This is a genomic window from Streptomyces sp. NPDC054849, assembly GCF_053610945.1.
The window spans coordinates 1-19804 of record NZ_JBSGZI010000130.1; the positions used below are offsets into that span (position 1 = coordinate 1).

A 19804-nucleotide genomic window follows, 5' to 3' on the forward strand; every position below is an offset into this window, starting at 1 on the left:
CCCAGGGCGAGGACGGAACCCACGAGGGTCTTCTTGGAGGCGGCGATGCGGCGGATGACGGCGTTGGACACGGATTGACCTTCCGAAGGGAACAGGGACGGTCGCGGGCATGCCGGAGACATGCGTGAGCCACTCACGCGGTGGAGAGGGGTTCGTCGGCGGCGGGTGAAGCACCCGTGCCGCCCGGCGACTCATCCAGTTCTACAGACGCCCCGGCGCCCTGGCAAAGACCCCGCTTACTAGCCGCCTTCGCAGCCGGGGTCCCCCGGCCCCCCGGCGCCGCGATCACCGTCCGCGCAGGCCGGGGCGCTGTGAGGCGCCGGTATCGGGCCCTCGGGAGCTACTATCGCGCCTCGTATGTGACCTGGGCCCTATGGGGCGGCTCACCCCCGGGGCGCCCGAAACTCACCGAGTGTCACCGTCTGTACCCCTTTAGGGGGCAGGTTTACGGCTGATTCCGCCCCCGGATCGAAGGAGACGGGCGCGTCGAAGGCAGCTTTCCGGGTCGCCCGCCGCAGCGCCTTCAGCAGCGTGGCCCCGAGCGTGAGCGTCAGTACGACGGTCAGCGCGGCCCGGCCCAGGTCCCAGCCCACCGAGGTCGCCAGGCAGTAGGCGACGAACCGCGCCAGATTCGCGGCGACCGGCTCCCCCGGGTGGAAGGAGATGCCCTGGCCCATGCCCTGCAGGATCACCCAGCCCTGCAGGTTCATGACCGTGCCGTACGCGAACGAGCCCGCGCAGCCGTACGCGGCCAGCATCAGCAGCTCCGCCCGGCCCCGGATCCGCTCCGCGCCGGGCAACAGCCCCGCCCCCAGCGAGAACCAGCCCATGGCCAGCATCTGGAACGGCATCCACGGCCCGACCCCGCCCGTCAGCAGGGCGGAGGCGAACATCGTCACCGAGCCCAGGACGAAACCGAAGCCCGGACCGAGCACCCGCCCGCTGAGCACCATCAGGAAGAACATGGGCTCCAGCCCGGCCGTGCCCGCACCCAGCGGTCTCAGCGCCGCCCCGACGGCGGCGAGCACCCCGAGCATCGCCACCGCCTTGGCGTCCATGCCGTCGTCGGCGATGGTCGCGACGACCACGGCGACGAGGAGGGGGAGCAGCGCGGCGAAGAGCCAGGGGGCGTCCTGGGAGTGGGCGAGCCCAGACTGCCGGTCGGCGAGGAGCGGCCAGCCGAAGGCCGCGATGCCGATGAGGGTGACGAGTACCAGCGCGGCGGCGGCCCGGGGGCCGATGCGGACGGGGCGGACAGAGCGGACGGGGCGGCTCTGGCGGCCCTGGTGGGCCTGCCGGTCGGGGCTGTTCATCGGGGCTCCGCCGCGTCGAGGGCCTCGGCGACCTGGCTCACCGTGAGCCAGCGGCCCGGGGCCAGGATCTTCGCCACCTGGGGCGCGAAGGCGGGGGAGGAGACGACGACCTCGGCGGTCGGGCCGTCCGCGACGATCTCCCCGCCGGCCAGGATCACCACGCGGTGCGCCAGCTCGGCGGCGAGCTCCACGTCGTGCGTGGCGAGGACGATGGCGTGGCCCTCGGCTGCGAGGCCGCGCAGGATCTCGATCAGGCGGACCTTGGCGGCGTAGTCCAGACCGCGGGTCGGCTCGTCGAGGAGCAGCAGGGCCGGGCGGCCGGTGAGGACCAGCGCCAGGGCCAGGGCCAGGCGCTGCCCCTCGGAGAGGTCACGGGGGTGGATGTCGTCGGAGACGCCCGGCAGCAGCGCGGAGACGAGATCCCGGCAGGTACCGGGGGCCGCGCCGGCGTCGGAGTCGGCGGCGGCGCACTCGGCGGCGACGGTGTCGGCGTAGAGGAGGTCGCGGGGTTCCTGCGGGACGAGGCCGACGCGACGCACCATCTCGGGCGGAGGGGTGCGGTGCGGGGTCCGGCCGCCGACGGTCACCTCGCCGGTGGTGGGGGCGACCGTACCGACGAGGGCGGAGAGCAGGGTGGACTTGCCGGCGCCGTTGCGGCCCATGAGGGCGATGGTCTCGCCGGCCGCCACCGTGAGGTCGATGCCGCGGAGCACCTCGCGGCGGCCGCGCCGGACGCCGAGGCTGCGGGCCTCCGCCGGTATCCCTCCCGGGGTGGGGGCGGGAGTGGGGCGCGGCACGCCACGCCGGAGCAGGCGCGAAAACAGCCCGGGCCGGGCCCCGCCGGTGGTGGCTCCGCCCCCGGACCTTAGCGCCTCAAGCGCCGGCGGGGCTGAAGGATCGGGGCTCTGCCCCGCGCCCCGCGCCTCAAGCGCCGGCGGGGCTGGATTCGGCTGGGGCCGTCCCTTCAAGGAGCCGGGCTGAGCGGAGCGGGAGTCCGGCCCTGCGGACGAGGGCGCACCGTCCGGCTCGGCCGGACCGTTCAGCCCCGCCGGCGTTTGAGGCGCGGGTCCGGGCAGAGCCCGGGAAGCGGCGGGGCGGGCGGACGGGGACCCTGGCTGCGCGGGGTTCCCCGGGGCGGTGCCCGGGACCGGGACCTGGCTCGGGGCTGTGCCCGTGGCGTGGCCCTGGCTCGGGGTCGTGACCAGGCCGGGGGTATTGCCCGGAGCCGGAGCCGGAGCCGGAGCCGGAGCCGGAGTCGGGGCCGGGGCCGGGGCCGGGGCCGGAGCCGGGGCCGGGGCCGGGGCCTCGCTCCGAGCGTCGGCGGAGTGATGGGGGCCGGGCGTGGTCGACAGGCGGGACCTGAGCGGCGCGGACCGGCGGCGGGCGTCGCGGACCGAGAGGGGGAGAGGGGACCAGCCCGCGAGGCGGCCCAGGGAGACCACCGGGGGGTGGACCGGGGAGACGGCCATCACCTCCGCCGGGGTCCCGATGAGCGGGGCCGCGCCCGGGGAGGGCAGGAGCAGGACCTGGTCGGCGTACTGGACCACCCGCTCCAGCCGGTGCTCCGCCATCAGCACCGTGGTGCCCAGGTCGTGCACCAGCCGCTGCAGCACGGCCAGGACCTCCTCCGCCGCCGCCGGGTCCAGCGCGGACGTCGGCTCGTCCAGGACCAGCACCTTCGGGTGCGGGGTCAGGACCGAGCCGATCGCGACCCGCTGCTGCTGGCCGCCGGACAGGGTGGCGAGGGGGCGGTCGCGCAGCTCGTTCAGGCCGAGCAGGTCGAGGGTTTCCTCCACCCGGCGGCGCATCACCGCAGGTGGCAGACCCAGGGACTCCATGCCGTAGGCGAGCTCGTCCTCCACCACGTCCGTCACGAAGTGGGCGAGCGGATCCTGGCCGACCGTGCCCACCACGTCCGCGAGCTCACGCGGCTTGTGCGTGCGCGTGTCACGGCCGGCCACCGTGACCCGGCCGCGCAGGGTGCCGCCCGTGAAGTGCGGGACGAGTCCGGAGACCGTCCCCAGCAGGGTGGACTTGCCGACGCCCGACGGGCCGACCAGCAGCGTCAGCTCTCCCTCCGGTATCACCAGGTCGACACCCTGCAGGGACGGGCCGGCCGCACCTTCGTAGGTGACCGACACCTGCTCGAAGCGGATCACTGCAATGCCTCCTTGGGCGGTACGGGTGCCACGAAGGCGGGCAGCAGGCCGATCAGGATCGCGGCCGCCGGCCACAGCGGGAGCGCGGGTGCCTGCAGCGGTACCACGCCCGGGTGCAGACCGGCTGGGTCGACGGCGCCGGCATGGATCAGCAGGGCGGCGACGGCCGCACCCGATCCGGCGACCAGCCAGGCGCGCGGTCCCCAGGGGTCGGGCCGGTAGCGGGTGCGCACCGAGCGGCGGCCGCCGAGCCGCAGGCCCGCGAGGGCCAGGACCGTGCCGACGCCGAGTACGGGGAGCCCGAACGCGGCGCCCTGCGCGGCGAGCAGCCCGTACGTGCCCGCGCACATGCCGAGCAGGCCGCCGAGGGTCAGGACGTTGGTGGTGTGCCGGACGGCGGGCGGGACCTGTGCCGTACGGCCGTACCCGCGCGCGTCCATCGACGCGGCGATGGCGACGGAGCGCTCCAGGGCTCCCTCCAGGACCGGGAGGCCGATCTGCAGGACGGCCTTCACCCCGCCGGTGGAGCGGCCGCGCAGGCGGCGGGCGGTCCGCAGGCGTACGACGTCGGCGACCATGTTCGGCGCGAAGGTCATGGCGACGACGACGGCGACGCCGGCCTCGTAGAGGGCGGCGGGGAGGGACTTGAGGAGGCGAGCCGGGTTGGCGAGGGCGTTCGCGGCGCCTACGCAGACGAGGAGGGTGGCCAGCTTCGCGCCGTCGTAGAAGGCGAAGACCAACTGCTCGGCGGTGACCCGGCCGCCGAAGCGGATGCCCTGCGCCCAGGCCGGGAGCGGGACCTCCGGGAGGGTGAAGAGGGTGTGCGAGCCGGGGATGGGGGAGCCGAGGAGCATGGAGAAGAGCAGGCGCAGACCGATGACGAACAGGCCCAGCTTGAGGAAGGCCCCGTAGGAACGGGCCCAGGGCGCGTCCGTGCGGCGGGCCGCGACCACGTATCCGGCGACGCCGATGATCAGCCCGAGGGGGAGGGGGTTGGTGGTCCGGGAGGCGGCGGTGGCGAGGCCGAGGGCCCACAGCCACCAGGCCCCCGCGTGCAGGGCGGTGGCCCGGCCCGCGAGCGGAGCCTGCCACTTCTTGTACGTCGACCGGTGCGGGGGATCCTGCGCCGCGGGGTGGCTCCGGCGGGCCGGGGTCACCTCGCCGGGTGCCGCTCCGGTGGGTGCCGCTCCGGTGGGCGTGCGCCGGACCTGCGGCCGGCGTCGGGTGGCGTCGCCCGGCGTCGTCGGGCCGGGCAGCGGTGGGGCGGGACGGCCGGCCGCCATGGGCCGCGGGCCGGTGTCGCCCGGCGTCGCCGGGCTCGTCATCGGCCGCGGCGGCGGGACTGCCAGATGCCCGCGGCGGCCAGCACGGCCACCGCGACGATGCCCGCGAGCAGGCCCGCCGACGGGCCGCCGTCACCGGACGGCGCCGACCCGGACGGCCCGGCCCCGGACGGTGCGGCGGATGCCCCGGCGGAGGCCTCTGCCGAGGAGCCCGCCGAGGTGTCCGCCGAGGTGTCCGCGACCTGGTCGCCGCAGCCCTGCTTCGGGTAGCCCGAGATCGCGCACAGCAGCGCCGCGCTGTTGTAGCGCAGCGGCTTCGCGACCGACGCCAGCGCCTCGGCCGCCGTGGCCTCGGGGGCCACCTGTGCGCAGGCCGTGCGCGGGGCCGCCTCGGGCGGGGCGTCGCCCGCCGGGGCGTCCTGCGGGACGCCGAAGTCGACGACCAGGGCCACCCGCTTCTTTCCGTCCGCCGGGGCTGTCGTCCCGCAGACGGCCTCGAAGTCGGCCGCTGCGCGCGGCTTGGCCGCCTCGGCCGCCGCGTCCTTGCTCACGGAGAAGCGGAAGCCCTGGACGGCTCCGTCCGCGGGCCGGGCCATGGACGGCCCCTGGGTGGCGTACGACCACGCGCCGCCGGACGCGCCGTCCCAGAACGACCAGTAGCGGTATCCGGCCGCCAGCGCCGGAGTGGCGGCCAGCAGGGCCAAGGCGATCCCGAGGGCGAGGGCCACGGCGGGCAGGCGGCGGCGCATCAGAGCTGGTTCTTCTTCCGGCGGCCGCTCAGCAGGATGCCGATGCCCACGCCGGCCGCGGCGCCCGCACCGATGATCCACCAGACGTTCTGGCCGCCGGAGGGCTTGTCCGTGTCGCTGTCCACGGTGGTCGCCTGCGTGTCCGCACCCTGCGGGGCCGGACCCGTCGCGTTCAGCGCCGCCACGAGGTCGGTGCCGCCGAAGGACTTCGGGTCGGTGCCCGTGGCGTGCGCGGCGAGGATCAGGGTGCCGAGCCCCGCAGGGCTGCCCTGCGCCCACGAGGCCGCGTTGCCCTTGAGCCACTCCAGCGCGCCCGCCGCCGACTGCTTGTGCCCGGCCGCGGCCAGGGCGATCACCGCGTCGGCGGTGTTGCCGGTGTCCGCGGTCGGCTGGTCCGCGCCCGGGGTGACGGCCGTGAGGTGGCCGTCCTTCTTGAGGAGCTCGGCCAGGTAGCCGGCCGCGCCCTGGGCGGCGGCCACCGGGTCGGCGCCGTTCGCCGGGCAGGTCAGCGGCGCGGCGGGGGTGTCCGCCCCGGTCGGGACGACGGCCGCGCCCTTGCCGAGGCCGGCCAGCGCCGCGGCGGCCGTGGCGTCGGCGTTGGCGATGAGCTTGCCGTCGGCCGGCTGGTACGCGAAGGCGCCCCGGTCGGCGGCCGGTTCGGCGGCGCAGCCCAGCTGGAAGGGGAACAGGCCCTCGTACGCCGTCTTGCCGGCCTTCGACGTGACCTCGGCGGGCTTCTCGCCCGCCACGGCCAGCGCGCTGATCACCAGGGCGGTGGAGTTGGCGTCGCTCGGGGAACCGGGCACGTAGCTCCAGCCGCCGTCCTCGTTCTGGACGGACTTCAGCCAGTCCACGCTCTTCCTGACCGCCGCGTCCTGGCCGCCGAGCGCCTTCAGCGCCTGCACGGCCGCAGCGGTGGCGTTCGTGTCGAGCATCGTCGTCGCGTCGCACGCCTTGCCCGCGTCCGCGCGGAAGGAGGCGAAACCGCCGGTCGCGCACTGCTGGCCCACCAGCCAGTCGACGGCCTGCTGTGCGGGCTTGACGCCGACGGTGTGCTGGGCGAGCAGCGCGAAGGACTGCCGCCACACGCCGTCGTACGTGGGGTCGTTCTTGCCGTAGAGCCCGGAGGGGATGACCGGGGGGGCGGAGGGGGAGGCGGGCGGCGCGGTGTCGGCGAGGGCTGCGGGGGCGACGCCCACACAGAGCACGGCGGAGGCGGCGAGCGCGGCGGCGCTGCGGCGGACGATCATGGGGGCTGGTGCCTCTCCTGCTGGGGATCCGGAGGCAGGCACGCGAAGGCACCGGGCTCCGGCTCCGTTTACCTCGACGGTGCCGGCCGCCGGGGACCCGGCGGCGCGAGCCGCGCACTTCCGGTACGGGGCATTCCGGCTCCCCGCACCGGGCAGCGCCGGAGTGGGTCACGGTTGCGGGTCAGCGCCGGATTCGCACCGGCTTCCCCCCGTACGGAAGTGTGGACGACGGCCTCACTGTACCGGCCCGTAGCCAGCGCGCCCGGGGGCGCCGGGTGCCGGAGCCCCTTACCAGGGGTACCGCCTCGGTTCCGTCCCGGGTTCCGTCACAACGCCCGGTACGTCACCGGGTCGGTTCCGGGGACGGCCTCCGCGCGGCCCTGCTTCACCAGCCGCCGCAGGTGGGCCTCCGCCTCCGAGACGGCGATGTTGCGGGAGCCGTACGGGATCTGTTCCCAGGGCCGGTTCCACTCCATCCGCTCGGCCAGGCCCCACGGGGTCAGCGGCTCGGCGAGCAGGGCCCACAGCCCGGACAGCCGTTCCTCGTGGTGGTCCAGCAGTTCCCGTACGCGGGCGGGTGCGTCGGTGAAGGCGTGCTGGTGGGCCGGGAGCACCTCGGCGGGGGCCAGCCGGCCGATGCGTTCGAGGGAGTCGAGGTAGTCGCCGAGGGGATCGGTGACGCGGGTGTCCTCGGGGGCCTCGTACAGGCCGATGTGCGGGGAGATCCCGGGCAGCAGGTGGTCCCCGGAGAAGAGGCGGCCGTTGCCGGGGAGGTTCGCCGGGTGCTGTTCCTCCAGGTGCAGGCAGACGTGGCCGGGGGTGTGGCCGGGGGTCCAGATCGCGCGCAGCCGGCGTCCGGCGAGGGGGAGCAGCTCGGCGGGGACGATCTCCCGGTCGGGGACGGCGGCGCGCAGGCCGGGCAGGGTCCGCATGCGGCCGCTCGCGCAGGCGGCGCGCAGCGGGGCGATGTGCTCTTCGGGGGCTCCGGCGGCGGCGAGCTTCGCGCTCATGTAGTCGAACCAGACGCCGGGCTCGGAGGCGCGGGTCCGTACGACGACCTCGGTGTCGGCGGCGTGCATGGCGATCCAGGCGCCGGACGCCTCGCGGACCCGGCCGGACAGGCCGTGGTGGTCGGGGTGGTGGTGGGTGATGACCACGCCGTGGACGTCGGCGACGGGGATGCCGAGTGCGGCGAGGCCGGCGACGAGGGTGTCCCAGGATGCGGGGTCGTCCCAGCCGGTGTCGACGAGGACCGGGCCGCGGTCGGTGTCGAGGACGTGGACGAGGGTGTGTCCGAGGGGGTTGTCGGGGATGGGCACCTTGATCCCCCACACGCCTCCGCCGTGATCGGTGACCTGTGACGTGTCCTCCGGCATGAGCCCTCCCCTGTTGCCGCCCTCTGACGAGAACGTGTTTCAGTAGTAGCCCAAGTCGACCACTTCCCCGGCTTCCTGACTAGTCGTTGGATCTTCTCGGGTGTTCCGTCCTGGCCGTGGACTCCTCTAACTAGAACTGGTATCAGTTCTGGAACGCCAAGCCGCAGGAGGCCTCAGCCATGACCGAGCTCGTGGAACACGGACAACTGTTCATCGGCGGCGAGTGGACGGATCCGCTGGGCACCGACACCATCCGGATCGTCTCCCCCCACACCGAGCAGGTCATCGGCTCCGTCCCGCACGCCTCCAAGGCGGACGTCGACCGCGCCGTCGCCGTCGCGCGCAAGGCGTTCGACGAGGGGCCCTGGCCGCGGATGACGCTGGACGAGCGCATCGCCGTCGTCTCCCGGATCAAGGACGCCATCGCCGTACGGCACGAGGAGATCGCCCGCTCGATCAGCTCGCAGAACGGGTCCCCGTACTCCTGGAGCGTCCTCGCCCAGGCGCTCGGCCCGATGATGGTCTACGACGCCGCGATCACCGTCGCGCGCGCCTACCCGTACGAGGAGCACCGACAAGGCGTGCTCGGGCCGATCCTGGTGCGCCGGGAGCCGGTGGGCGTCGTCGCCGCCGTCATCCCGTGGAACGTCCCGCAGTTCGTGGCGGCGGCCAAACTGGCGCCCGCCCTCCTCACGGGCTCGACCGTCATCCTCAAGCCGTCCCCCGAGGCGCCCCTGGACTCCTACATCCTCGCCGACATCGTGCGGGAGGCCGGACTCCCCGAGGGAGTGCTGTCGATCCTGCCCGCCGACCGCGAGGTCAGCGAGTACCTGGTCGGCCACCCGGGCGTCGACAAGGTCGCCTTCACCGGCTCGGTCGCCGCCGGCAAGCGCGTCATGGAGGTCGCCGCGCGCAACCTCACCCGGGTCACTCTCGAACTGGGCGGCAAGTCCGCCGCCGTGATCCTGCCCGACGCGGACCTGGACGCCACCATCGCCGGGATCGTGCCCGCCGCCTGGATGAACAACGGGCAGGCGTGCGTGGCCCAGACCCGGATCCTCACCCCGCGCAGCCGCTACGAAGAGGTGGCCGAGGCCCTCGCGGCGGCCGCCGGCGCGCTGGTGGTGGGCGATCCGCTCGACCCGGCGACCCAGCTCGGCCCGCTCGTGGCCCAGCGCCAGCAACAGCGCTCCCTGGACTACATCCGGATCGGCCAGGAAGAGGGTGCGAAGGTCCTGTCCGGCGGCGGCCGCCCGGCGGGTCTGGAGCGGGGCTGGTACGTGGAGCCCACCCTCTTCGGCGACGTCGACAACTCCATGCGCATCGCCCGCGAGGAGATCTTCGGCCCGGTCGTCTGCCTGATCCCGTACGGGGACGAGACGGAGGCGGTACGGGTGGCCAACGACTCGGAGTTCGGCCTCAGCGGCAGCGTCTGGACCCGCGACGTCGAGCACGGCATCGACTTCGCCCGGCGGATCCGCACCGGCACCTTCAACGTGAACACCTTCAGCCTGGACATGCTGGGCCCGTTCGGCGGCTACAAGAACAGCGGCGTGGGCCGGGAGTTCGGCCCGGAGGGCCTGAGCGAGTACCTGGAGCACAAGATGATCCACCTCCCGGCAGGCTATGAGGCGGGCGCCGGCGAGGCGGGTGCCTGATGGGTGACCGCTGGCAGGTCGAAGTGGACCGGGGGGTCTGCATCGGCTCGGGCATGTGCGTCAACCACGCCCCGGACGGCTTCGTCCTGGACTCGGCGCGCCAGTCCCACCCCCGCACCCCGCAGTCGGACGCGAACGAACCGGTCCTGACGGCCGCGGAGGGCTGCCCGGTGGAGGCCATCATGATCACCCTGGCCGCCACCGGCGAACCGGTCTTCCCCCCGGAGGAGTAGCTCTGCATCAGCAGCCGGGGTCGGGGCGAACGGGGCACGGGCCCGCTCCGCCCCGGCCGGCCGGTCGGGGCGGTCCGGCCGTCCCTCGGGCTCCAGGCCTCTTACCCACGCGTCACTTCGTGCGCTCGGCGGCGCTCCGCTCGACGCAGAACTCGTTGCCCTCGGGGTCGGCCAGGGTCACCCAGCCGGTCCCGTCGGCCTTGCGGTGATCGCCGACGACGGTCGCGCCCAGAGCGACGATGCGCTCCACCTCGGCGTCGCGCGACCGGTCCTGCGGCTGCAGGTCCACGTGCACCCGGTTCTTCGCGGTCTTCACGTCGGGCACGGTCACGAACAGCAGGGTCGAGCCGGGCGCCGTGACCAGGGCCTCGGGGTCTCCCGGGAAGTCGTCGTCTGCGAGCGAGCCGTCCAGGACGGCGGCCCAGAACCGCCCCAGCCGGTAGGCGTCGGAGCAGTCGACCGTGAGGTGTCGTATGAGAGAAGCCATGGAGCGCACTATCGGCCGTGCCCGAGCGGGTTGTCCATCGAGATTCCCGGGCCGGCCCGCGGGGCCGTGGGACCTGAAGCCGAAGCGAAAGCGGAATCCGAAGCCTGTCAGGGATGGCGGTGGTAGGCCTTGTTGGCGATGCGCCAGCCGCCGTCGGCCTGGACGAGCAGGAAGACGTCGGTGAAGGTGTCCGCGCCGTGCCGGAGCGTCATGGACGCGGTCGCGACGGTGCCGTGGACGTCGACGGAGTCGATACGGCGGGAGCGCGTCGGTTCGTCCGGGGCCGGCCGGCCGTGGAAGAGGGCGCAGTACTCGTCCAGGCGCCACGAGACGAACGACCCGTCCCGGATCCCTTCGACATGGGCCGTGGGCAGGAACGCGTCGCGGAAGTGGGCGGGGTCGCCGGTGGCGTGTCCGCGGAGGTAGGCGCCGAGCGGTTCGAGGACGTCGTCACCCACGGCGGGGACCGTGGCGGCGACGGCGATGTCGGCCTCGGGGTCGGCGGGGGTGCCCGCCAGGTCGGCCGCACTGCGCAGGGGGGTGTCCGAGGCGGCGGCCAGCAGCGCCATGTCCTTGGCCAGTGCGCCGATCGTGAACTCGGCCCGGCCGGTGGTGGCGGCCGGCCCGCCGTCGAGGAAGGTTCGCTTACGCGCGACGAGCCTGCCGAGGTGGCCGAGTTCGAGGACGTCCAGTACCTGCGCACGGGGCAGGCCCAGGGCGTCGGCCTGCCGCAGTGCATCGCGCAGCGCGAGGACGGCGCCGGCGAGACTGTGATTGGCGACCAGTTTGAGTGCGGCAGCCGTGGCGGCGTCGTCGACGCGCCGTACGGTGCCGAGGGCTTCCAGCACCGGTCGCACCCGGTCGAGCGCGTCCTGGTGGGCGGCGGCGAGGATCTGCAGGTTGCCGGTGGCGGCGGCCGGCACGGACCCGAGCACGGGCGCATGGACGTAGGACGGGCCGAGTCGCCGGGCCAGCCCCGACGCCTCGGCGGGGGCGATCGTGCTGGTGTTCAGCACGATCGTGTCCGTGCGCAGCGCGTCGCGGACCTGGTCGACGACCTCCTGGCAGGCCCGGCCGTCGAACAGTGCCAGGAGTACTACGTCGGCCTTCGCCACGGCGTCGTTCGGGTCGCCGGTCGTCTCGACGGCGCCTGCCGTGCGCCCGGACCGTGTCCAGCCGACGACGTTCCAGCCGAGGTTCCGGTCGGGGGCATCGTGGTCGTGGTCGTGGTCGTGGTCGCCGGCGCGGTGCTGGTCGTGGCCGTAGTCGTGGCCGTGGTCGGAGAGTCGTGTCGCGATCGCGGTGCCCATCCGGCCCAGGCCGAGGACGGCGATCGTGTGCGGTGCGGTCATGCCTCCCAGCGTCGGGGAGTCGCGACCGTTGCGACAAGCGCAGATCCGGCAGGCCGGCCATGCGGGACACGCATACCGGCCGGGCATACTCGTGCCATGGACCTGACGGCGTGGCAGACGTTCGTGACGGTGTGCCGGCTCGGGTCGCTGTCGGCGGCGGCCGCCGAGCTCGGTTACACGCAGTCGGCCGTCTCCCGGCAGATCGCCGGACTGGAGCGCCGGCTCGGGGTGCCGCTGGTGGAGCGGCACGTACGCGGTGTGCGGCCGACGCCGGCCGGTGAGGTGTTCCGCCACCACGCCTCGGCCACGCTCAACGAGGCCGACCGCGCCGTGCGGGCCGTACGGGACGTTCGTGACGGGGTGCTGAGCCGGCCGCTGGCCGTCGGCGCGACGCCGTCCCTCGCCGCCGGGATCGTGCCCGCGGCGATCCGCCGCCTGCTGGAGACGGCCGGACCCCTCCGGTGGAGCCTGTTGCCCGGGCTGAGCGCGCACCTGCACGACCGCGTGACCGCCGGCGATCTCGACGTCGCCGTCGTCACCGACGCGCCGCCGGGGCTACCCCATGATCCGCGGGTCGAACGGCGGTTCCTGGGAATGGACGAGATGGTCGTCATGCTGCCGGTCGGACACCCGCGGGCCGGGAGCGGCCCGGTGTACATCCGGGCGCTGGCCGACGAGACCTGGGTCGAGGACAACGACGGCTCGGCGGCGCTGCTGCGCCAGCACGCGGCCCGCGCCGGAGCCACCGCCCGTATCGACCTCACCGCGGCCGATCTGCCCGGCAAGACGGCTCTGGTCGCCACCGGCCACGCCATCGCCCTGATACCCGGGGTGCTGAGGGGTGCGCTGCGGACCGACGTCACCACGGTGGCCCTCGTCGATCCCCCGACCCGCGGCATCCACGCGATCACGCCCCGCCGCGACCCGCACCCGTCCGCAGCGGCGCTGCTGGACCGGCTCGCGACGGCCTTCGGCCCGGCGGGCGGTCCCGCCCCCACCGCGCCCGAGCCGACGGCCGCCACGGAGAGCCGAGACGACTGACGGGCCTGCCGGCCCGTCCGTCCGCCCGGTCCGCCCGTCCGCCCGTCCGAGCGGTGGCTTCAGGACTTTTCCGGCGCCGTCAGATCGATCAGGCGGCACACCGTCTCAATGTCGATCTTGACCTGGGCGATCGAGGCGCGGCCCGAGAGCCATGTGATCAGCGCCGAGTGCCACGTGTGCTCGATGACCCGGACGGCCGAGAGCTGCTGCGCCGTCGGCGGGGCCTCCAGGCCCATCGCGTCCAGGATGATCGCCGTGGTCAGCCGGGACACCGTGTCCACTTCGGGGCTCACGCTCCGGTCCGCGAAGGTCAGCGCCCGCACCATCGCGTCGGCCAGCTGCGGTTCCCGCTGCAGGGCGCGGAAGGCCCGCATCAGCGTCTCCGCGACCCGGGCCGCCGGGTCGTCCCCGGCCGGCGGGCGCTTGCGCAGCGTGGTGTGCATGTGCTGGAGCTGGTCCTGCATGGTGGCGACCAGCAGGTGGACCTTCGACGGGAAATAGCGGTAGAGCGTGCCCAGCGCCACGCCGGCCGCCTCCGCGACCTCGCGCATCTGGACGGCGTCGAAACCGCCCCTGCTGGCCAACTGGGCACTGGCGTGCAGGATCCGGCGGCGGCGCGCCTCCTGGCGCTCCGTCAGGGGAGGCGACGCCGGTGTCGTGACGGCCTTCACTTCCGCTGTCATGTGTCCCGTTCCGTGTCGTTGCGCGGGCTGAATCCGGGCTGGTCCGGAGCCAGCATGGCAGGCGCCCGAGCCGTGGCGCGAATCACCTGCTCCGCCTCTTACGGTGTGGTTTCCGGCCGGTAGATTCAATGGTCTTCGACGGATCAAGTCTGAAACTTGTTCTACATTATCCGAGCGGTTACGCTCCGGCGAAAGTGCAGGGAGAAGGGGGCCGAGAGTGACCGCTGAGGCCATGGTGACGAGCCCTTTCGCGGGTTCCGTCACCGACGGCGACCGCCCGCTGCGTATCGCACTCCTCACCTATAAGGGGAACCCGTTCTGCGGCGGCCAGGGCGTCTACGTCCGCCACCTCTCGCGCGAGCTCGTCCGCCTGGGGCACTCCGTCGAGGTCGTCGGCGCGCAGCCCTACCCGGTGCTCGACACGGGCGCCTCGCTCACCGAGCTTCCGAGCCTCGACCTGTACCGCAGCCCCGACCCGTTCCGTACGCCGAAGCGCGACGAGTACCGGGACTGGATCGACGCCCTCGAGGTCGCGACCATGTGGACCGGCGGCTTCCCCGAGCCGCTGACCTTCTCCCTGCGCGCCCGCCGCCACCTGGCCGCGCGCGCAGGCGACTTCGACGTCATCCACGACAACCAGACGCTCGGGTACGGCCTGCTGGGCGACCTCGGCGCGCCCCTGGTCACGACGATCCACCACCCCATCACCGTCGACCGCAAGCTGGACCTCGCCGCCGCGAAGGACCGCAAGAAGCGGCTCTCCGTACGTCGCTGGTACGCCTTCACCCGCATGCAGGGCCGCGTGGCCCGCAGGCTGCCGTCCGTGCTCACCGTCTCCGGATCCTCCAGGCAGGAGATCGCCGAGCACCTGGGCGTCCAGGACGAGCGCATCCACGTCGTGCACATCGGCGCCGACACCGACCTCTGGTCGCCGGACCCGTCCGTCGCCGAGGTGTCCGGCCGCATCGTCACCACCTCCAGCGCCGACGTGCCGCTCAAGGGGCTCGTGTACCTCGTCGAGGCGCTCGCGAAGCTGCGCACCGAACACCCCGAGGCCCACCTCGTCGTCGTCGGCAAGCGCGCCGAGAAGGGGCCGGTCGCCCGCGCCATCGAGACGTACGGACTCCAGGACGCCGTCCGCTTCGTCAAGGGCATCACCGACGTCGAGCTCGTCGACCTCGTCCGCAGCGCCCAGATCGCCTGCGTCCCCTCCCTCTACGAAGGGTTCTCGCTCCCGGCGGCCGAGGCCATGGCCACCGGCACCCCGCTCGTCGCCACCACCGGCGGCGCGATCCCCGAGGTCGCCGGACCCGACGGCGAGACCTGCCTCGCGGTGCCGCCCGGCGACGCGGACGCGCTGGCCACCGCGCTGGGCCGGATGCTCGGCGACCCGGAGCTGCGGGCCCGCCTCGGGGCCGCGGGGCGCGAACGGGTGCTGACCCGGTTCACCTGGGCCAGGGCCGCCGAGGGCACCGTCGCGCACTACCGCGCCGCCATCGAACAGGCCGCCCGTACCCGCCGCGCGCGGTGACCTTCCGCCTCTTCCCCACCGCACCCCCCGACACCGCCCTGTTCCACACCGCCCTGTTCCACACCACCTCCGTACACCCCCGCGACCGCGAAGGCAGGACCCCGTGCTGACCGTCGATTTCTCCCGGTTCCCGCTCGCCGCAGGCGACCGCGTACTCGATCTGGGCTGCGGCGCAGGCCGGCACGCCTTCGAGTGCTACCGGAGAGGCGCCCAGGTGGTCGCCGTCGACCGCAACGGCGAGGAGATCCGCGAGGTCGCCAAGTGGTTCGCCGCCATGAAGGAGGCCGGTGAGGCCCCGGCCGGAGCCACCGCCACCGCCATGGAGGGCGACGCGCTCGCCCTGCCCTTCCCCGACGAGTCCTTCGACGTCGTCATCATCTCCGAGGTGATGGAGCACATCCCCGACGACAAGGGCGTGCTCGCCGAGATGGTCCGCGTGCTCAAGCCCGGCGGGCGCATCGCCATCACCGTGCCGCGCTACGGCCCCGAGAAGATCTGCTGGGCGCTCTCCGACGCCTACCACGAGGTCGAGGGCGGCCACATCCGCATCTACAAGGCGGACGAGCTGCTGGGCAAGATGAAGGCCGCCGGCCTCAAGCCCTACGGCACGCACCACGCGCACGGCCTGCACTCCCCGTACTGGTGGCTCAAGTGCGCCTTCGGCGTCGACAACGACAAGGCGCTGCCCGTCAAGGCGTACCACAAGCTCCTGGTCTGGGACATCATGAAGAAGCCGCTGGCGACGCGCCTCGCCGAGCAGGCCCTCAACCCGCTCATCGGCAAGAGCTTCGTCGCGTACGCGACCAAGCCCCACCTCCCCGTCGGCGCGGCCCTGTGAGCTCGCCGGGGCGCACCGAACACCTGGTCCTCGACGGCGTACTGACCGCCGAACAGGCCGCCGAGACGGTGGCGGGGATCCTCGCCGCCCAGCGCGCGGACGGAGCCATCCCGTGGTTCCGCGGGCACCACCTCGACCCGTGGGACCACACCGAGGCCGCGATGGCGCTGGACGCGGCCGGTGAACACGAGGCGGCCGAGCGGGCGTACGCGTGGCTGGCCCGGCACCAGAACCAGGACGGCTCCTGGTACGCGGCCTACGCCGACCGGCCGGACGGCGTGGACACCGCCGAGCCGCAGGACGCCGGCCGCGAGAGCAACTTCACCGCGTACATAGCCGTCGGCGTCTGGCACCACTACCTGTCCACCGGCGACGACACCTTCCTCGACCGCATGTGGCCCGCCGTGTACGCGGCCGTGGAGTGCGTCCTGACCCTGCAGCAGCCGGGCGGCGAGATCGGCTGGAAGCGGGAGGCGGACGGCACGGCCGTGACCGACGCGCTCCTCACCGGCTCCTCCTCCATCCACCAGGCGCTGCGCTGCGCGCTGGCGATCGCCGAGCACCGTGAGGAGCCCCAGCCGGACTGGGAGCTCGCCGCGGGCGCGCTGCGGCACGCCATCCGCCGCCATCCCGAGCGGTTCCTCGACAAGAACCACTACTCGATGGACTGGTACTACCCGGTCCTCGGCGGCGCCCTGACCGGCTCCGAGGCCAAGGCGCGGATCGAGGCGCGCTGGGACGAGTTCGTGGTCCCGGACCTGGGCGTGCGCTGCGTCCTGCCCAATCCGTGGGTGACGGGCGGCGAGTCCTGCGAGCTGGCGCTCGCGCTGTGGGCGACGGGGGAGTCGGACCGGGCCCTGGAGATCCTGCGGTCGATCACCCACCTGCGCGCCGACAACGGCATGTACTGGACGGGCTACGTCTTCCAGGACGAGGCGGTCTGGCCGGTGGAGCAGACCACCTGGACCGCCGCGTCCCTGCTGCTCGCCGTCGCCGCCCTGGGCGGGGACGAGGCCACCACCGAGGTGTTCGGCGGGACCTCGCTCCCGGCCGGACTGGAGCCGGACTGCTGCGGCTGAGCGGTCGCCGCGGTCGCTGTTGCGGCGGTCGCGGTTGCGGTCGGCGCGGCCGCTGTCGCGGTCGCCGGCCTCAGCGGCGGTAGAGCCAGCCCGCGATGGCGTGGCCGAGCAGGAGGTAGACGACGGCCGCGAGGCCGTAGCCGATCACCACCTGGACCCACTCGCGGCTGAAGGTGAACAGGTCGTAGGACCAGCCGGCGAGCCAGCTCGCCACGTCGTGGACGAAGCCGACCAGTTCGTTGCCCTGGTTGGCCTCCAGCAGGTACAGCAGGATCCACAGGGCGATCACGAAGGCCAGCACGTCCGCCACCAGTGCGACGGCCCGGCCTGCCTGAGTGCTGCTTCGGGCTTGTACTCGGGTGTGTGTGGGCATGTCCCGCGTGTTGCCGCGAACGCGCAGGGTAAACCCGAACGGGCCCTCCGGGTGGTGGAGCCGGGGGACCGGGGTGAGGCTGCGGAAGACGCCTCAGTCCCCGGAGGAAACCGTGTCCGTACCCACGACCGTTCGATTCCGTCGCGCCGTCACGGCGGTCATCCTGTCCACCGCGCTGATGATCGGCGCCACCGCTTGCGGCAGCGGCGGTGGCGGCAACGGCCAGCGGGAGGAGGTCTTCTCCGCAGCCGCGGCCGCCGACCTGGCCGCGCTCGCCGCCGCCGAGCCGGCCGCCGTCGAAGCCGATGAACGGGCGGCCCCGACGCCCTCGCCCAGCACGACCGCCGAGAAGCAGAAGTTCGCCAAGACGCGCTTCGTCGCCAACGCGGGTCTCGCTGCCGGGGCGACCTACCAGTGGATCGTCAAGCCGTACCGCGACGGCAAGTTCAAGAAGGGTGCGAAGGGCCGCACCTTCGCACTCATCAAGGCGGGCCTCGCGGGCGCGTTCGCGTACAACCGGCTGAAGGCGGCGAAGGAGAACGCCCAGGGCGACCCGCTGCTGTCGAAGGCACTGGCCCCGCTGACGGCGGGCATCGAGTCGCTCAAGGGCCTCGCGGGCAAGCTCCGCAAGGGCCAGGCGGGCGACGCCGACATCGACGCCTTCAGCAACGTCATCGACGGCGTCAAGGACGCGGGCAAGAGCGCGGGCGCCGAAGTGGTCGACAAGGTCCCGAGCACCTCCCAGCTGGGCGGCTGACGGCGGTCGCCGTCGCCGTCGCCGTCGCCGTCGTCCCGGCCCGTTTCCTGTCCCCGGGGCCGGGGCCGGGGCGGGCCGGGGCGGTGGGTGTTGCGGCGTGGCTGCTTCAATGGGCGGGTGATCGAGTACGTGTTCCTCGCCGGCGGGATCGCCGGGGCCGGGTGGCTGGTGCGGCGCAAGCACCTCGCGCGGGTGGCCGCCGGGCCCGTGCCCGGCATTCCCGGTATGGCGCGCATTCCGGCCGGCCGGGGCCGCTGGCGGCCGGGCCGGCTGTACGCCGAGGAGGGCGTGGCCCGCTGGGTGCCCGGGCGCGGTGCATCCGTAGCGTTGCCCGGCGGCCGAGCCACCGGCCTGCGGGTCCCGTCCGTGAAGGAGGGGATCTCCATCAACCCCGGCTCGCGGATCGTCACCTGCACCTACGAGGGCGGCGGAAGCATCGAGATCGCCGTCATGCCGCTGGACGTCCGCGAACTGCTGGCGGCCGTGCCGCAGTCGGACGCGGACACCCCCTCACCCTGACACCCCGGGCCCCGGTCCCCGCGGCCGTCGGGCCCAGCAAGATCCGAAAGAGACGGCCTAGCTGTTGAGCTCGGCCAGGACGCGCAGGGTGTGGGGGTCCGGGGCCGTCAGGAGGAGGTCGGTGACGGGGCCCTTGCGCCACAGTTCCAGGCGTTCGGCGATCCGCTCGCGGGGGCCGATCAGGGAGATCTCGTCGGCGAACGCGTCCGGGACGGCCAGGACCGCCTCCTCCTTGCGGCCGGCGAGGAACAGCTCCTGGATGCGGCGGGCCTCCTCCTCATAGCCCATCCGGGCCATCAGGTCGGCGTGGAAGTTGCGGGCCGCGTGGCCCATGCCCCCGATGTAGAAGCCGAGCATCGCCTTGACCGGGAGCAGGCCCTCCGTGACGTCGGCGCAGACCTTGGCGCGGGCCATCGGCGCGATCATGAAGCCGTCGGGGACGTCCGTCAGCGAGGCCTGATACACGTCGGTGCGGGTCGGCGACCAGTACAGGGGCAGCCAGCCGTCCGCGATCCGCGTCGTCTGCGCGATGTTCTTGGGGCCCTCGGCGCCCAGCAGCACCGGCAGGTCCGCGCGGAGCGGGTGGGTGATGGGCTTGAGGGGCTTGCCGATGCCGGTGCCGTCCTCGCCGCGGTACGGGTGGCTGTGGAAGCGGCCGTCCAGCGCGACCGGCCCCTCGCGGCGCAGTACCTGGCGGATGACGTCGACGTACTCGCGGGTCGCGGTGAGCGGGCTCGCGGGGAAGGGGCGCCCGTACCAGCCCTCGACCACCTGCGGGCCGGACAGTCCGAGCCCCAGCATCATCCGGCCCCCGGAGAGGTGATCCAGGGTGAGGGCCTGCATGGCGGTGGCGGTCGGGGTGCGGGCGGCCATCTGCGCGATGGCCGTGCCGAGGCGGATCCGCGAGGTGTGCGCGGCGATCCAGGTCAGCGGGGTGAAGGCGTCCGAGCCCCAGGCCTCGGCGGTCCACACCGAGTCGTAGCCGAGGTTCTCGGCCTCGGTGGCGAGGTCGAGGTGGGCGGGATCGGGGCCGCGCCCCCAGTAGCCGAGTGCGAGTCCGAGGCGCATGCGGTCCCCTCCGGCGAGGTCATTTCTGACGGACAGTCAGGTGACTGTAGGGCAA

General features: G+C 73.8%; 19 protein-coding genes. 8 read left to right on the forward strand and 11 right to left on the reverse strand.

The window, feature by feature from the left end:
• Positions 1-383 precede the first annotated feature (383 nt).
• The 6 genes from ACWGIF_RS34475 to ACWGIF_RS34500 form a co-directional block, all read right to left on the reverse strand.
• Positions 384-1313 (reverse strand): ECF transporter S component, encoded by a 930-nt coding sequence (locus ACWGIF_RS34475; protein ID WP_453503416.1) that lies wholly within the window; start codon positions 1311-1313, stop codon positions 384-386.
• Entirely contained in the window at positions 1310-3472 is a 2163-nt protein-coding gene (locus ACWGIF_RS34480) for an ATP-binding cassette domain-containing protein (protein ID WP_453503417.1), read from the reverse strand. Before ACWGIF_RS34480 ends, ACWGIF_RS34475 begins: the two co-directional genes overlap by 4 nt.
• Positions 3469-4797: an energy-coupling factor transporter transmembrane component T gene (locus tag ACWGIF_RS34485; RefSeq protein WP_453503418.1), complete on the reverse strand. Its 1329-nt coding sequence runs from the start codon at positions 4795-4797 to the stop codon at positions 3469-3471. The genes ACWGIF_RS34480 and ACWGIF_RS34485 overlap by 4 nt, the downstream gene beginning before the upstream one ends.
• Positions 4794-5504: an SCO2322 family protein gene (locus ACWGIF_RS34490; protein WP_453503419.1), complete on the reverse strand. Its 711-nt coding sequence runs from the start codon at positions 5502-5504 to the stop codon at positions 4794-4796. The genes ACWGIF_RS34485 and ACWGIF_RS34490 overlap by 4 nt, the downstream gene beginning before the upstream one ends.
• Positions 5504-6754 (reverse strand): prenyltransferase/squalene oxidase repeat-containing protein, encoded by a 1251-nt coding sequence (locus tag ACWGIF_RS34495; RefSeq protein ID WP_453503420.1) that lies wholly within the window; start codon positions 6752-6754, stop codon positions 5504-5506. The genes ACWGIF_RS34490 and ACWGIF_RS34495 overlap by 1 nt, the downstream gene beginning before the upstream one ends.
• A gap of 326 nt (positions 6755-7080) precedes the next feature.
• Positions 7081-8130, reverse strand: coding sequence for an MBL fold metallo-hydrolase (locus tag ACWGIF_RS34500; protein WP_453503422.1), 1050 nt, complete (start codon positions 8128-8130; stop codon positions 7081-7083).
• Between the two features lie 179 nt (positions 8131-8309).
• Here ACWGIF_RS34500 and ACWGIF_RS34505 point away from each other — a divergent pair, with 179 nt between their 5' ends.
• Both ACWGIF_RS34505 and ACWGIF_RS34510 read left to right on the forward strand, forming a co-directional pair.
• Entirely contained in the window at positions 8310-9788 is a 1479-nt protein-coding gene (locus ACWGIF_RS34505) for an aldehyde dehydrogenase (protein WP_453503424.1), read from the forward strand.
• On the forward strand, positions 9788-10021 hold the full coding sequence (locus ACWGIF_RS34510; RefSeq protein WP_326591042.1) for a ferredoxin: 234 nt from the start codon (positions 9788-9790) through the stop codon (positions 10019-10021). The genes ACWGIF_RS34505 and ACWGIF_RS34510 overlap by 1 nt, the downstream gene beginning before the upstream one ends.
• Positions 10022-10133: 112 nt before the next feature.
• Here ACWGIF_RS34510 and ACWGIF_RS34515 read toward each other — a convergent pair whose 3' ends face one another.
• Positions 10134-10508: a VOC family protein gene (locus tag ACWGIF_RS34515; protein ID WP_453503425.1), complete on the reverse strand. Its 375-nt coding sequence runs from the start codon at positions 10506-10508 to the stop codon at positions 10134-10136.
• 107 nt (positions 10509-10615) lie between these two features.
• Complete coding sequence (locus tag ACWGIF_RS34520; protein ID WP_453503427.1) at positions 10616-11860, reverse strand: nuclear transport factor 2 family protein; 1245 nt, start codon at positions 11858-11860, stop codon at positions 10616-10618.
• Positions 11861-11956: 96 nt separating this feature from the next.
• Between ACWGIF_RS34520 and ACWGIF_RS34525 the strand changes: the two genes are divergently transcribed.
• A complete protein-coding gene (locus ACWGIF_RS34525) occupies positions 11957-12901 on the forward strand; it encodes a LysR family transcriptional regulator (RefSeq protein WP_453503428.1) in 945 nt (314 codons plus the stop codon).
• A gap of 59 nt (positions 12902-12960) precedes the next feature.
• Here ACWGIF_RS34525 and ACWGIF_RS34530 read toward each other — a convergent pair whose 3' ends face one another.
• Complete coding sequence (locus ACWGIF_RS34530; protein ID WP_453503429.1) at positions 12961-13584, reverse strand: TetR family transcriptional regulator; 624 nt, start codon at positions 13582-13584, stop codon at positions 12961-12963.
• A gap of 217 nt (positions 13585-13801) precedes the next feature.
• On the opposite strand from ACWGIF_RS34530, the gene ACWGIF_RS34535 reads away from it, so the two are divergent.
• The 3 genes from ACWGIF_RS34535 (at position 13802) to ACWGIF_RS34545 (ending at position 17032) form a co-directional block, all read left to right on the forward strand.
• Positions 13802-15115 carry a glycosyltransferase family 4 protein gene (locus ACWGIF_RS34535; RefSeq protein ID WP_453503431.1) on the forward strand — a complete coding sequence of 438 codons (1314 nt, stop codon included), beginning with the start codon at positions 13802-13804 and terminating at the stop codon, positions 15113-15115.
• 103 nt (positions 15116-15218) lie between these two features.
• A complete protein-coding gene (locus ACWGIF_RS34540) occupies positions 15219-15953 on the forward strand; it encodes a class I SAM-dependent methyltransferase (protein ID WP_453503432.1) in 735 nt (244 codons plus the stop codon).
• A complete protein-coding gene (locus ACWGIF_RS34545; protein ID WP_453503434.1) occupies positions 15950-17032 on the forward strand; it encodes a prenyltransferase in 1083 nt (360 codons plus the stop codon). Before ACWGIF_RS34540 ends, ACWGIF_RS34545 begins: the two co-directional genes overlap by 4 nt.
• Positions 17033-17102: 70 nt before the next feature.
• On the opposite strand, the gene ACWGIF_RS34550 is transcribed toward ACWGIF_RS34545, so the two are convergent.
• Positions 17103-17405 carry a hypothetical protein gene (locus ACWGIF_RS34550; RefSeq protein WP_453503435.1) on the reverse strand — a complete coding sequence of 101 codons (303 nt, stop codon included), beginning with the start codon at positions 17403-17405 and terminating at the stop codon, positions 17103-17105.
• Positions 17406-17583: 178 nt separating this feature from the next.
• On the opposite strand from ACWGIF_RS34550, the gene ACWGIF_RS34555 reads away from it, so the two are divergent.
• Positions 17584-18162 (forward strand): hypothetical protein, encoded by a 579-nt coding sequence (locus ACWGIF_RS34555; protein WP_453503439.1) that lies wholly within the window; start codon positions 17584-17586, stop codon positions 18160-18162.
• Positions 18163-18279: 117 nt separating this feature from the next.
• Positions 18280-18681 carry a hypothetical protein gene (locus ACWGIF_RS34560; protein ID WP_453503436.1) on the forward strand — a complete coding sequence of 134 codons (402 nt, stop codon included), beginning with the start codon at positions 18280-18282 and terminating at the stop codon, positions 18679-18681.
• 57 nt (positions 18682-18738) lie between these two features.
• Here ACWGIF_RS34560 and ACWGIF_RS34565 read toward each other — a convergent pair whose 3' ends face one another.
• Positions 18739-19749 carry an LLM class F420-dependent oxidoreductase gene (locus ACWGIF_RS34565; RefSeq protein ID WP_453503437.1) on the reverse strand — a complete coding sequence of 337 codons (1011 nt, stop codon included), beginning with the start codon at positions 19747-19749 and terminating at the stop codon, positions 18739-18741.
• Between the last annotated feature and the right edge of the window lie 55 nt (positions 19750-19804).

What these genes read in the sequence shown, in the direction of transcription:
- ACWGIF_RS34490 (WP_453503419.1), bottom strand. Translation starts at nt 5,504, where the DNA reads ATGCGCCGCCGCCTGCCCGCCGTGGCCCTCGCCCTCGGGATCGCCTTG.
- ACWGIF_RS34550 (WP_453503435.1), bottom strand. Translation starts at nt 17,405, where the DNA reads ATGCCCACACACACCCGAGTACAAGCCCGAAGCAGCACTCAGGCAGGC.
- ACWGIF_RS34485 (WP_453503418.1), bottom strand. Translation starts at nt 4,797, where the DNA reads ATGACGAGCCCGGCGACGCCGGGCGACACCGGCCCGCGGCCCATGGCG.
- ACWGIF_RS34475 (WP_453503416.1), bottom strand. Translation starts at nt 1,313, where the DNA reads ATGAACAGCCCCGACCGGCAGGCCCACCAGGGCCGCCAGAGCCGCCCC.
- ACWGIF_RS34530 (WP_453503429.1), bottom strand. Translation starts at nt 13,584, where the DNA reads ATGACAGCGGAAGTGAAGGCCGTCACGACACCGGCGTCGCCTCCCCTG.
- ACWGIF_RS34515 (WP_453503425.1), bottom strand. Translation starts at nt 10,508, where the DNA reads ATGGCTTCTCTCATACGACACCTCACGGTCGACTGCTCCGACGCCTAC.
- ACWGIF_RS34565 (WP_453503437.1), bottom strand. Translation starts at nt 19,749, where the DNA reads ATGCGCCTCGGACTCGCACTCGGCTACTGGGGGCGCGGCCCCGATCCC.
- ACWGIF_RS34495 (WP_453503420.1), bottom strand. Translation starts at nt 6,754, where the DNA reads ATGATCGTCCGCCGCAGCGCCGCCGCGCTCGCCGCCTCCGCCGTGCTC.
- ACWGIF_RS34505 (WP_453503424.1), top strand. Translation starts at nt 8,310, where the DNA reads ATGACCGAGCTCGTGGAACACGGACAACTGTTCATCGGCGGCGAGTGG.
- ACWGIF_RS34500 (WP_453503422.1), bottom strand. Translation starts at nt 8,130, where the DNA reads ATGCCGGAGGACACGTCACAGGTCACCGATCACGGCGGAGGCGTGTGG.
- ACWGIF_RS34525 (WP_453503428.1), top strand. Translation starts at nt 11,957, where the DNA reads ATGGACCTGACGGCGTGGCAGACGTTCGTGACGGTGTGCCGGCTCGGG.
- ACWGIF_RS34520 (WP_453503427.1), bottom strand. Translation starts at nt 11,860, where the DNA reads ATGACCGCACCGCACACGATCGCCGTCCTCGGCCTGGGCCGGATGGGC.
- ACWGIF_RS34510 (WP_326591042.1), top strand. Translation starts at nt 9,788, where the DNA reads ATGGGTGACCGCTGGCAGGTCGAAGTGGACCGGGGGGTCTGCATCGGC.
- ACWGIF_RS34555 (WP_453503439.1), top strand. Translation starts at nt 17,584, where the DNA reads ATGATCGGCGCCACCGCTTGCGGCAGCGGCGGTGGCGGCAACGGCCAG.